The following is a 12361-nucleotide window of genomic DNA, read 5'->3' on the forward strand; positions in this document are numbered from 1 at the left end:
CTAGGCGCTGCCGGCCGCGACGTCCTCACTCCTGGACGGCCTTGGCGACCGTGACGCACGCCGTCAGCCGGTCCCGGGTCCCCGCGGCGCCGGTCGCCGTCGCGTCCTCCTCGAGCAGCCGCAGCGCCCGGTGCAGCGTCCGCACGACGACCCAGTCCCGGGCCCGGTCCTCGTCCAGGCCGGCGGCGTCCACCACGGCGTGGAAGCGGCGGCGCAGGCCGCCCCGGACGTCTCCCGCGAGCTCGGCCCAGCGGTGCCAGAGCAGCGGCGCCGGCTCGGCGTGCGGGTCCCCGGCGACGGCGGTGGGCGAGACGACCAGCCAGGGCTCGCGCCCGGCCGCCAGCACGTGGTCGAAGTGGAGGGCACCGTGGAGCAGGCGGTCCGGACCGCTGCCGTCCTCCGCCTCCGCGGCCAGCTGCCGGCCGAGCGCGACGGCCTGCTCCACCAGCCGGCGGGGCAGCGGAGCCGCACGCGGCAGGCCCGCCAGCCGCTCGCCGTCCCGGCGCAACGCGACCGCCAGCCGCGGGACGCGAGCCGGTGCCGGCACGTGCAGCGTGCCGTAGAGCGAGCCGATCACCTCGCACGCCTCGACGTCCCAGTGGTCGCGCAGTCCCTCGCCGGCGCGCTCGAGCAACAGGGCGCGGCGACCGGGGTCCGCCCGCAGCAGGCGGACCGCCCCGGCGCCGTGCCAGGTCTGCAGGGCCAGCGCCTCGCGCTCGGCGTCGACGGAGCGGGCCACGACCTTGAGGACCGCCCGCGCACCGCCGTCGGCGACGACCGGCAGGACGAGCGCCGAGGACGCGTCACCGGGCAAGCGCGCGTCGCCGTCCGGGGCCAGCCGCCACTCCTCGCAGAGCTCGGGGACCCGCCGGGAGGGACCGTCGGGGCGGCCGGCCGGCACCTACTTCTTGCCCGCCTTGTCGGTGGACGGCTGGGAGGTCGCGAGCGCGGCGACGAACGCCTCCGGCGGGACCTCGACGGTGCCGATGTTCTTCATCCGCTTCTTGCCCGCCTTCTGCTTCTCCAGCAGCTTGCGCTTGCGGCTGATGTCTCCGCCATAGCACTTGGCGAGCACGTCCTTGCGGATGGCGCGGATGTTCTCCCGCGCGATCACCCGGGCCCCGATGGCGGCCTGGATCGGCACCTCGAACTGCTGGCGCGGGATCAGCTCCTTGAGCTTGGCGGCCATCATCACGCCGTACCCGTACGCCGCCTCGCGGTGCACGATGGCCGAGAACGCGTCGACCGGCTCGCCCTGGAGCAGGATGTCGACCTTGACCAGGTCGGCGGCCTGCTCGCCGGAGCGCTCGTAGTCCAGCGAGGCGTAGCCCTTGGTGCGCGACTTCAGCTGGTCGAAGAAGTCGAAGACGATCTCACCCATCGGCAGGGTGTAGCGCATCTCGACGCGGTCCTCGGAGAGGTAGTCCATCCCCTGCAGGCTGCCCCGCTTCTGCTGGCACAGCTCCATGATCGTCCCGATGTAGTCGCTCGGGCTGAGGATGGTCGCCTTGACGACAGGCTCCCGGACCTCAGCGATCTTGCCCTCGGGGTACTCGCTCGGGTTGGTCACCACGACCTCGGAGCCGTCCTCCATCTGCACCTCGTAGACCACGTTGGGCGCGGTCGAGATCAGGTCGAGGTCGAACTCGCGCTCGAGCCGGTCCCGGGTGATCTCCATGTGGAGCAGGCCGAGGAAGCCGCAACGGAAGCCGAAGCCCAGCGCGCCGGAGGTCTCGGGCTCGTAGGTCAGCGCCGCGTCGTTGAGCTGGAGCTTCTCCAGGGCCTCCCGCAGGTCGCCGAACTGGTCGCCGTCGATCGGGTAGAGGCCGGCGTAGACCATCGGGTTGGGGTGCTTGTAGCCGCCGAGGGACTCCTCGGCCCCGTGGTGCTGCGTGGTGACCGTGTCGCCGACCCGGGACTGGCGGACGTCCTTCACCCCGGTGATCAGGTAGCCGACCTCGCCGACCCCGATCTTGTCCGCCTTCACCTGCTCGGGGCTGATCACGCCGAGCTCGAGGAGCTCGTGCGTGGCACCGGTCGACATCATCTTGATCCGGTCACGGTGCGTGAGCTCGCCGTCGACCACCCTGACGTAGGTGATCACGCCGCGGTAGGTGTCGTAGACAGAGTCGAAGATCAGGGCCCGGGCCGGGGCGTCGGCGACGCCCTCGGGCGGTGGGGTCTGCTTGACGATCTCGTTGAGGAGCGCCTCGACGCCCAGGCCGGTCTTCGCGCTGACCTGGAGGACGTCCTCGGGCTCGCAGCCGACCAGACCGGCCAGCTCCGCGGCGTACTTCTCCGGGTTGGCGCTCGGCAGGTCGATCTTGTTGAGCACGGGGATGATGTGCAGGTCGGCACCCATCGCCAGGTAGAGGTTGGCCAGCGTCTGCGCCTCGATGCCCTGCGCGGCGTCGACCAGCAGGACGGCCGCCTCGCAGGCCTCCAGCGAGCGCGAGACCTCGTAGGTGAAGTCGACGTGGCCGGGGGTGTCGATCATGTTGAGCACGTAGGTGCCCGGCTCCGCCCCCTGCTCGTTGCCACCCGGCACGGTCCAGGGCATCCGCACGGCCTGGCTCTTGATCGTGATGCCGCGCTCGCGCTCGATGTCCATCCGGTCGAGGTACTGCGCGCGGGCCGCCCGCTCGTCCACCACCCCGGTCAGCTGCAGCATCCGGTCGGCAAGGGTCGACTTGCCGTGGTCGATGTGGGCGATGATGCAGAAGTTCCGGATGATCGACGGGTCGGTCTGTCCGGGCTTCGGGGCGCTCTTCAGGGACACGGATGACTTTCGGGTACGTCGTGCGGTGCGGGTCGTGCCATTGTTCCACGAGGCCTCGCCCGCCCGGGATTCGTGCCGCGACGCCGGGTCCGCCGGACGACGACCCCGTGGGCCCCACCGGGACGGCGCGCGGGAGGATGCGTCCGTGACCGCCCTCCCCGCCCCGGGCCCCTACCCCGCCCCGCCCGACGCGACCGCGCGGCGCCTGCACTGGCAGTTCCTGCCGCCCGGGGTCCGCGCGTGGGTCGAGCGTCGCTGCGGCTCGCCCGTGGTCGAGGCGCTCTCGCAGGACGCGGGGTTCACGCCGGGCTTCGCGTCGGTGCTCGTCTGCGCCGACGGGTCGCGCCACTTCGTCAAGGCCGCCTCGCCGAAGGCGCAGCGCGTCTTCGCCGACTCCTACCGGGAGGAGGCGCGCAAGCTGGCCGCGCTCCCCGACGGCATCCCGGCCCCACGCCTCGTGGCCCTCCTCGACGACGACTGGGTCGTGCTGGTCCTCGAGCACCAGGAGGGAGTCAACCCGCCCCGCCCGTGGACACCGGCCCACCTGGACGCGACGCTGGACGCCCTGGAGTCCGTCGCGGCCGTCACCACCCCGGTCCCCCCGGCCCTCGCGCTCGACCCCTTCGTGGTGGAGACGGCCGACTGGCCCGCGCACTGGGACGTGGTGCGGGAGCGCCGGCCCGACCTGCCCCACCTCGACGAGGCGCAGGCCCTCGCAGCAGCGCACGCCGCCGCCACCGACGGCGACACCCTCGTGCACACCGACGTCCGGGCCGACAACGTGCTCGTGGACCCCGAGGGCCGGGCGTGGATCTGCGACTGGAACTGGCCTGTGCGCGGAGCCTCGTGGCTGGACTCCCTGCTCGCACTCGTCGGTCCGCGCGGCGACGGCCTCGACGTGGAGGGGGTGATCGCGACCCGCCCCCTGCTGCGCGACGTGCCGGCCGAGCACGTCGACTCGTTCCTCGCGCTGGTGACCGGGTTCTTCCTCCGGATGGGCGGCGAGGCCGTCCCGCCCACCTCCCCGTGGCTGCGGGCGCACCAGGCCTGGCAGGGCGAGGTCTGCTGGCAGTGGCTGGCCGAGCGGCGTGGTTGGGCGGTGGCCGGCGGTACCGGCCGGGACGAGTCCCGGGACGAGTGATTTGGGTGGTCGCCGCGCCCACTGGTAATCTCGTGCCCGCATGTCCGGCGCCCGACCCTCTCTGGGGTTGCCAGGCAGCCGACTCACCCATTCTTCTTTCCTGACCAGACCGAGACCGAAGGTTCTTCAGTGGCGAACATCAAGTCCCAGATCAAGCGCAACAAGCAGAACGAGAAGCGCCACGAGCGCAACAAGGCGGTCAAGACCGGTCTGAAGACCGCGGTCCGCAAGTTCCGCGAGGCCGCCGAGGCCGGCGACAAGGACAACGCGGTCACCCTCGGCCGCGAGGCGTCCCGCAAGCTCGACAAGGCCGTCTCCAAGGGCGTCATCCACAAGAACCAGGCCGCCAACCGCAAGTCGGCGATCGCCAAGAAGGCCGCCGCTCTCTGAGCGACCCCGTCGCTCGAGCCACGCAGCTCCTGAGGCGCCGCACCCCTCCGGGTGCGGCGCCTCGCGGCATTTCCGGCCCCACCCGCGTCGGCGGCCGCGACCGTCGGCTGCCGACGGCCCCTCAGCGGGAGCGCAGGGCGGTGACCGTGAGGACCAGGCGCTCCAGGGTGTAGCTGGCGTCGTGGGCCGCCCCCTTGATGTCGGCGTCGGCCTGCGCGACCGCCTGCAGCGCCAGCGCGATCCCCCGGTCGTCCCAGCTGCGCGCCTGGCTCCGCACCGTCTTCACCTTCCACGGGGGCACGCCGAGCTCACGCGCGAGATCGGCGTCCCGCAGACCGCGGGCCGCCCCCAGGAACCTGGCCACCCCCCGCACCGACTGGCCGACCGCCGAGGTGACCAGGACGCCCGGCGTGCCGCCGTCCAGCGCCCACCTCAGCTCCTCCAGGGCCTGGGCCGCGTCCCCCGCCATCGCCGCGTCGGCGACGGCGAACGACTTCGCCTCGGCCCGTCCGCCGAAGTAGCGCTTCACGAGCTCGAGGGTGACCTGCTCGCCCGGGAAGTCGCTGGTGAGCTGGTGGGCCGCGGCGGCGAGCGAACGCAGGTCGTGGCCGACCGCGAGCACCAGGAGCTCGAGGGCGTCGGGGCTGACCCGGGCCCCGAGCTGGGCGAACTCCCCGCGGGCGAACTCCTGGAACCCGCTCGCGTACTTGACCTCGGCCGCCTTCACCTCGGTGACGCACGGCAGCTTGCGGAGCTTGGTGAGGAGCCCGCTGCCGCGGGGACCGCCGCCGTGCATGAGCACGAGCGCGACGTCCTCCACCGGGTCCACGGCCCGCGCGAGGACGTGGTCGTACAGCTCGTCGGGGAGCTCCTCGAGCGCGCGGACGACGGCGCAGCGCGTCGCGGAGAAGAGGGAGGGCGAGCACATCTCGTCGAGGGCGGCCGCGGTCAGCGCGGAGGCGGCGACCTCGGCGACCTCGGCCTCGTCGTCGTGCGCCAGCACCGCGCGCCGGACCGCGCCCACGGCGCGCTCGTTGAGGAACTCCTCCTTGCCGGTCACGAGCGTGACGCGGCCGAGGACCTGCGAAGCGGTGGGACCCTGAGCCATGGTGCGGACAGCCTGCCACACCGCGCCGACGTCACCGGCGGGCGGCGGTGTGCAGGACGCCGTCGCGCTCGAGCACCAGCACGTCGCCCGAGGTGTCGGTGCGCAGCACCCGCGCGCCCACCCCCTCGAGCAGTGCCACCACGGCCGGCGCCGGGTGACCGTAGGTGTTGTCCGCCCCCACGGGCACCAGGGCGACGCGCGGCCGCAGGGAGGCGAGCAGCCGCTCGTCCTGGTGGGGGCTGCCGTGGTGCGGCACCTTGAGCACGTCCACCGTCAGGCCCGGCGGCAGGAGCCGGGCCAGCCGCCCCTGTGCCCCCGGCTCGACGTCGCCGGTGAGGAGGGCCCGGACGCCCCGGACCTCGACGAGGAGCACGAGGCTGGCGTCGTTGGCCCCACCGGGTGCGGCTGGTCCCGCCCCGTCGGCGGGGGGCCAGAGCTGCTGGACCGTGGCCTCGCCGACGCGCACCGGGGCACCGTCCCCCGGCCCGTGGCCGGGCACCAGACCGTCGCGGGCGAGACGGCCGAGCACCTCGCGCGCACCGTCGGCCGGGTCGGCGAGGGGCGAGACCCGGACCTCGCCGACCGCACGACCGCCCAGCACGCCGTCCAGGCCCCCCACGTGGTCGGCGTGGAAGTGGGTGAGGACCAGCAGCGGGACCTCCTCGACGCCCAGCCGGGACAGGCACCGGTCCACCGCGGCGGGCTCCGGCCCGGCGTCCACGACGATCGCCGCCCCCGGTGCCACCCGGACGGCCAGCGCGTCCCCCTGCCCCACGTCGCACGCCGCGAGCACCCAGCCCGACGCCGGCCAGCCCGGCGACGGGGGCCGGATCACGACCACCGCCAGCCCGGCCACGCAGAGCAGCGTGGTGGCCACCGGCCGGCGCAGCACGCGCGGAGCCGCGACCGCCAGCAACCCGCACAGCACCGTCAGCCCCGCCAGCGCCCACGGCCCCGTCCCCCAGTCCACCGCAGGGGTGGGCAGGGCGGCACCCCAGCGGGCCACCGCGATGATCCAGCCCGCGGCCCAGCCCGCCGGCAGCGCGACCAGCTGACCCAGCGCCGGCCACCCCACCGCGCACACGCCACCCACCAGCCCCAGCACCGTGGCGGGCGCGACCGCGGGTGCCACCAGCAGGTTGGCCAGCACCGCGACCAGGCTCACCTCGCCCGAGATCGCGGCGACCACGGGGGTGCAGGCCAGCTGGGCCGCGGCCGGGACCGCGACGGCCTCGGCGACCCCTCGGGGCAGCCAGCGACGGGCAGCGTCGCGCCACTGCGGCGCCAGCAGGAGGATGCCCGCGGTCGCGAGCACGGAGAGGGCGAAGCCGACCGAGACCGCCAGCCGGGGGTCCCACAGGAGCAGCGCCACGACCGCGGCCCCCAACGTGCGGATCCCCCGGTCGCGCCCGTTGCTGGTGAAGGCGAGCAAGGCGATCGACCCCATGGCGGCCGCCCGCACGACGCTGGGCTCGGTGCGCGCGAGCAGCACGAAGCCGACGATCCCCAGGACGCCCACGACGTACCTGCCGCGACCCCGCACCCCCAGCCACCGGCCCGCGAGGAGGAGGAAGCCCACCATGAGCGTGAGGTTGGTCCCGCTCACCGCGAGCAGGTGGGTGAGCCCGGTGGTCCGGAAGTCGGCGGCGAGGCCCGGGTCGAGCCCGGCGTCGTCGCCGACGACCAGCGAGGGCACCAGCACCCGCTGGTCCTCGGGACGGGTGGCCACGGCCGTGCGCAGTCCGGCCCGCACCGCGGCGGCGCCGCGCCACCACGCGTCGGGCCCCTCGACCAGCGCGGGCCCGGCTCCGGTCGGGCGGAGCAGCGCGCTCGCGTCACCGTCGCCAGGCAGGAGGCGACCTCGGGTCCGCACCGTCGAGCCGAGCCGCACCGGCCGCCACCCCGGGCCGCCCAGGACGACCACGGGGCTGCGCACCTGCCAGGCGCCGCCCCGGCCCGCGACGTGCCGCACCGTCCCGCGCACCACCACCTGCTCGCCGTACGCCCCCGCGAGCGGACGGGGGTCGGACGTCACCTGCAGCACCACGTCGACCGTCGCCCGCTCGCCGGCCAGCTCCGGCACGGGCCCCGTGCCGGTCTGCTCCGCCCGGGCCCAGGCCGAGACGAGGACCGCCGCGGCGACCAGCACCGCGGCCGTCCGGGTCGGGCGCGCTCCCGGGGCCCGGAGGGAGGCGACCAGCAGCACCGCGAGCAGCGCGATCCCAGCGGCGACGCCGGCGTCGGTGGCGCGCAGCCCGACCAGTCCCCCGGCCCACGCGGCCACCCCGAGGGCGCTCGTGCGCAGGTCGGGGCGGGCGGCGTCGCCACCGGACCCGCGAGCCCGCCCCGCCCCCTGTCCCGGCCTCGACCCAGGCCCCGGACTCACACGGTGACCAGCGGGGCGAGCTCCGCCAGGGTCACCTCCCCGATCCCGTTGACCTCGAGCAGCTCGTCCACCGCGGTGAAGCCACCGTGCTCGGTGCGCCAGGCCACGATCGCCGCCGCGGTCACCGGGCCGACGCCCGGCAGGGTGTCGAGCAGCGCCTCGTCGGCCGTGTTGAGGTTGACCAGGCCGGCCGGCGCACCGGCGCCCGCGTGGCCCGGCAGCGACGTGCCCGGGGAGGCGAGCGCCGGGCCGGCCGGCACCCGGACCCCGACGAGCAGCTGCTCGCCGTCCACGAGGACCCGGGCCAGGTTGAGGCTCGTGAGGTCGACGCCCGCCCTGGCCCCGCCGGCCTCCTCGAGGGCGTCGGCGACCCGCGACCCGGGGGGCAGCACCACCAGCCCCGGCCTGCGCACCCGCCCGGCCACGTCGACCACCACCTCCTGACCGCCCGCCGGGCCGGTGGCGCTCCCGGGGCCGGGCGCCGCCTCTCCCCCGGGGACGGGCGGGGCGACGGGCGGGGCGACGGGGGCGACGGGCTCCACCGCCCCCGCCACGGGCGAGGGGACGGCCCGCGGGGGCACCGCCGCGGTGCGCGGCTGCCCGGCGACCACCCACCACGTCGTCCAGGCGAGCCCGACGGCGACCAGCGCGGCGACCACCACGAGGTGGCTGGGCTGCAGGGTCACCCGGCCCCGGACGGGGAGCCACGGGCCCGCGAGCGCCCTCCTCGCCGCGTGCCGCCCGGGCACGGGCAGGGCGCCCGGCGCGGGACCGGCAGGACGCGCAGGACGGGCGGGGTCGTCGAGAGGGTCGGCCCACGGGTCCGGCTCCGAACCTTGCGCCTGCTCGCGGAGCCACTCCTCCCCCGGCCCGCCGGAGGGACGCACCCGGGTCGGCTCGACGTCGGCCCAGCCCACGGGACCGGGACCGGGACCGGGACCGGGCGACCCCACGACCTCGCGGTCACCCACGTCGGGCGGCAGCTCCGCCCGCACGGCCGCCAGCTCGGCCGACAGCAGCGCCAGTCGACGGGCCACGGCCTGCTCGTGCTCGGGGCTGGGACGGCGGGAGCGCATGACGGCGACCGTACGGAACTCCGGCGGCACGCGTCGGACGGCAGCCCCGGACCTGTGGAGAACTCAGGCGGCGCGGGCGTCGCTCACAGGCGCGGGGCGATCGCGGCGGCCACCATGCCCGGCCCCACGTGGGCGCCGAGCACCGCGCCGAGCTCGGTGCACCACACCTGGCCCGTCAGCCGGTCGCCCAGCCGCTCCCGCAGGCGCGTGGTCAGGTGGTGCGCCCGCTCGGGGTTGGCCAGGTGGGCGACGCACAGGTCGACCTCTCGGTCGCCGGCGGTGCTGACCACGAGGTCCTCCAGCCGCTGCAGCGCCCGGCCCGCCGTGCGCACCCGCTCGAGCGAGGCCACCCTGCCGTCCCGGATCTCGAGCAGCGGCTTCACCGCGAGGGCGCCTCCCAGCAGCGCCGCCGCGGCGCCGATCCGCCCGCCCCGGCGCAGGTACTCCAGGGTGTCGACGTAGAACCACGAGTGCGAGGCAGCGGCCAGGGCCCGCGCCGCGTCGGCCGCCGCGTGCACGTCGCCGCCGGCGTCGAGCACGTCGGCGGCGGCCAGGGCAGCAAAGCCCGTCGCCGCCGCGACCTGCCGGCTGTCCACCACCACGACCTCGACCGAGGCCTCCCGCGCCGCCAGCTGGGCCGACTCGAGCGTCCCGCTCATCTCGCCGGAGAGGTGGACCGACAGGACGCTCTGCGCCCCGTCGGCGGCCAGCTTCTCGTAGACCTCCAGCATCGCCGCCGGTGCGGGCCGCGAGGTGGAGACGGGCACGAAGTCGCGCAGGGCCTGCGCCACGAACTCGGGCGTCGCGCCCTCGGCGCCCTCGTCCAGCACCTTGGCCCCGATCACCACCTGCAGGGGGACCACGACGATCCCCCTCGCGGCGGCCACCTCGGGCGGCAGACTGGCGGTCGAGTCGGTGACGATCACGGTCCCGGGCACGTGGTCAGGCTAGCGAAGCCGCACCTCGTCAGACGACGATGTTCACCAGCTTGGGCGCGCGGACGACCACCTTGCGGACCTCGGCCCCCTCCAGCGCCCGCTGGACGGCCTCGTCGGCGAGCGCGGCGGCCTCGAGGTCGGCCTCGGAGATGTCGGGAGCGACCTCCAGCCGGGCGCGGACCTTCCCGCGGACCTGCACGACGGCCGTCACCGACTCCTGGACCAGCAGCGACTCCTCCACCGTCGGCCAGCCGGCGCGGGCGACGCTCGGCTCGTGGCCCAGCCGCTCCCACATCTCCTCCGCCACGTACGGCGCCACGAGGGAGAGCAGCACCGCGACGGCCTCGACGGCCTCGCGCACCGCCGGGTCGGCGGCGCCCGGTCCGGAGTCGATGGCCTTGCGGGTGGCGTTGACCAGCTCCATGGTGCGCGCCACGACGACGTTGAACCGGTGCGACTCGACCAGCGACTCGGCGTCCCGCACGGTGCGGTGGGTGACCTGGCGCAGCGCCCGGTCCCCGTCGGCGGGGTCGGTCCCCGGGGCACTGGTGACGTCTCCGCTCAGCCGCCAGGCCCGCTGCAGGAACTTCAGCGCACCGGCCGGCGAGACGTCCGCCCAGTCGATGTTGTCCTCGGGCGGACTGGCGAAGACCAGGGTCAGCCGGACCGCGTCGACGCCGAAGAGCTCCAGCTGCTCGCCGAGGTTGACCCCGTTGCCGAGCGACTTGCTCATCTTGCGGCCGCCGTTGATCACCTTGCCCTGCGACAGGTACGCCGAGAAGGGCTCGTCCCACGCGACCAGGCCCATGTCGCGCAGCGCCTTGGTGAAGAAGCGGGCGTAGAGGAGGTGCAGCACCGCGTGCTCGTCGCCGCCGACGTACAGGTCGATCGGCCCCCACGCGTTGGCCAGCCGGGTGTCGAAGGCCTGGGTCTCGTCGTGCGGGGAGACGTAGCGCAGGAAGTACCACGACGAGTCGACGAAGGTGTCCATCGTGTCGGTGTCCCGCCGGGCCGGTCCCCCGCAGGTGGGGCACGTCGTCTCGACCCAGTCGGTCGCGGCGCCCAGCGGCGAGGTGCCCTTCGGCTTCAGGTCGGCGCCCCGCAGGTCGGGCAGCAGCAGGGGCAGCTGGTCCTCGGGGACGGGCACCTCGCCGTGCTCGGGGCAGTGGACGATCGGGATGGGTGCGCCCCAGTAGCGCTGCCGCGACAGCAGCCAGTCGCGGAGCCGGTAGTTGACGGTGCCCCGGCCCAGGCCGCGCCCCTCCAGGTAGGTGATGGCGGTGCGCTTGGCCTCGTCCACCCCCATGCCCGACAGGTCGATCTCGTCGTTGGCGGAGTTGATCGCCGGCCCGTCGCCCGTGTAGGCCTCGCCGTCGAACCCCTCGGGCGGCTGCACGGTGCGGATGATCGGCAGGTCGAAGACCTGGGCGAACTCCCAGTCCCGCTGGTCCTGGCCCGGCACCGCCATGATGGCGCCCGTGCCGTAGTCGGCGAGCACGTAGTCGGCGGCGTACACCGGGATCCGGGTGCCGGTCAGCGGGTTGGTGGCGTGCACCCCCAGGAAGACGCCGGTCTTCGGCCGGTCGGTCGCCAGTCGGGCGATCTCCGTCTCCTTGCGGACCTCGACGAGGTAGGCGTCCAGCGCCTCCTGCTGCTCGGGGGTGACCAGCTCGGCGGCCAGGGGGGCGTCGGCGGCGACCACCATGAAGGTGGCGCCGAAGAGGGTGTCGGGGCGCGTGGTGTAGACGGTCAGCGGCTCCTCGCGGCCCTCCACGACGAAGTCGACGTGCGCGCCCTCGGAGCGGCCGATCCAGTTGCGCTGCGCGTTGACGACCTTGCTCGACCAGGTCGGCTGCAGGTCGTCGAGGCTGTCCAGCAGCTCCTGGGCGTAGGCGGTGGTGCGGAAGTACCACTGGGTCAGCTCGCGCTTGGTCACCTCGGCGCCACACCGCTCGCAGGCGCCGTCGACGACCTGCTCGTTGGCCAGCACCGTCTGGTCCTGCGGGCACCAGTTGACGGGCGAGTTCTTGCGGTAGGCCAGGCCCTTCTCGTGCAGCCTGAGGAAGAGCCACTGGGTCCAGCGGTAGTACTCGGGGTCGGAGGTGTTGAACCGGCGCGACCAGTCGAAGCTCACGCCGTACCGGCGGAAGGACTCCAGCTGGGTGTCGATGTTGCCGTAGGTGTAGTCGGCCGGGTGGGCGTCGTTCCTGATCGCCGCGTTCTCGGCCGGCAGGCCGAAGGAGTCCCAGCCCATCGGGTTGAGCACCTCGTAGCCGCGCTGCCACCAGTAGCGGGCGATCACGTCGTGCAGCGCGGTGACCTCGGCGTGGCCCATGTGCAGGTCGCCGCTCGGGTAGGGGAACATCGTGAGCGCGTAGCGCTTCTCCTTGCGCCCGGACAGCACCGCCTCGTCGTCGGCGCGGAAGGGCTGGAGCTCCTCGAGGACCCGCTGCCACTTGCTCTCGACGGCGGTGACGTCGTACGACGTCTCGCGCTCGTCGTGGTCGGTCCCGGGGGTCTTCGGCTGGTCGCTCATGGTCTCT

General features: G+C 74.8%; 9 protein-coding genes. 2 read left to right on the forward strand and 7 right to left on the reverse strand.

Features of this window, described 5'->3' with window-relative positions; genetic code table 11:
- Nucleotides 1-25 precede the first annotated feature (25 nt).
- A complete protein-coding gene (locus tag DNK53_RS11640; protein WP_110182520.1) occupies nucleotides 26-901 on the reverse strand; it encodes an aminoglycoside phosphotransferase family protein in 876 nt (291 codons plus the stop codon).
- Nucleotides 902-2779 (reverse strand): translation elongation factor 4, encoded by a 1878-nt coding sequence (lepA, locus tag DNK53_RS11645; protein WP_204163895.1) that lies wholly within the window; start codon nucleotides 2777-2779, stop codon nucleotides 902-904.
- A 145-nt stretch (nucleotides 2780-2924) separates the two neighbouring features.
- Between lepA and DNK53_RS11650 the strand changes: the two genes are divergently transcribed.
- Both DNK53_RS11650 and rpsT read left to right on the forward strand, forming a co-directional pair.
- On the forward strand, nucleotides 2925-3920 hold the full coding sequence (locus tag DNK53_RS11650) for a phosphotransferase family protein (protein ID WP_110182521.1): 996 nt from the start codon (nucleotides 2925-2927) through the stop codon (nucleotides 3918-3920).
- Nucleotides 3921-4049: 129 nt separating this feature from the next.
- Entirely contained in the window at nucleotides 4050-4310 is a 261-nt protein-coding gene (gene rpsT / locus DNK53_RS11655) for a 30S ribosomal protein S20 (protein ID WP_110182522.1), read from the forward strand.
- 121 nt (nucleotides 4311-4431) lie between these two features.
- Here rpsT and holA read toward each other — a convergent pair whose 3' ends face one another.
- From holA to leuS, 5 genes are all read right to left on the reverse strand, one after another.
- Entirely contained in the window at nucleotides 4432-5418 is a 987-nt protein-coding gene (holA, locus tag DNK53_RS11660) for a DNA polymerase III subunit delta (protein WP_110182523.1), read from the reverse strand.
- Between the two features lie 31 nt (nucleotides 5419-5449).
- A complete protein-coding gene (locus tag DNK53_RS11665) occupies nucleotides 5450-7702 on the reverse strand; it encodes a ComEC/Rec2 family competence protein (protein WP_239456504.1) in 2253 nt (750 codons plus the stop codon).
- A 98-nt stretch (nucleotides 7703-7800) separates the two neighbouring features.
- Nucleotides 7801-8880, reverse strand: a complete 1080-nt coding sequence (locus DNK53_RS11670; protein WP_110183122.1) for a helix-hairpin-helix domain-containing protein — start codon at nucleotides 8878-8880, stop codon at nucleotides 7801-7803.
- 83 nt (nucleotides 8881-8963) lie between these two features.
- Entirely contained in the window at nucleotides 8964-9818 is an 855-nt protein-coding gene (locus DNK53_RS11675) for a DegV family protein (RefSeq protein ID WP_110182525.1), read from the reverse strand.
- Between the two features lie 28 nt (nucleotides 9819-9846).
- Nucleotides 9847-12354 (reverse strand): leucine--tRNA ligase, encoded by a 2508-nt coding sequence (leuS, locus tag DNK53_RS11680; RefSeq protein WP_110182526.1) that lies wholly within the window; start codon nucleotides 12352-12354, stop codon nucleotides 9847-9849.
- Nucleotides 12355-12361: the final 7 nt, after the last annotated feature.

Origin of the sequence: Nocardioides solisilvae (assembly GCF_003194625.1) — a bacterium.
In the GTDB taxonomy this organism is placed as follows: domain Bacteria; phylum Actinomycetota; class Actinomycetes; order Propionibacteriales; family Nocardioidaceae; genus Nocardioides; species Nocardioides solisilvae.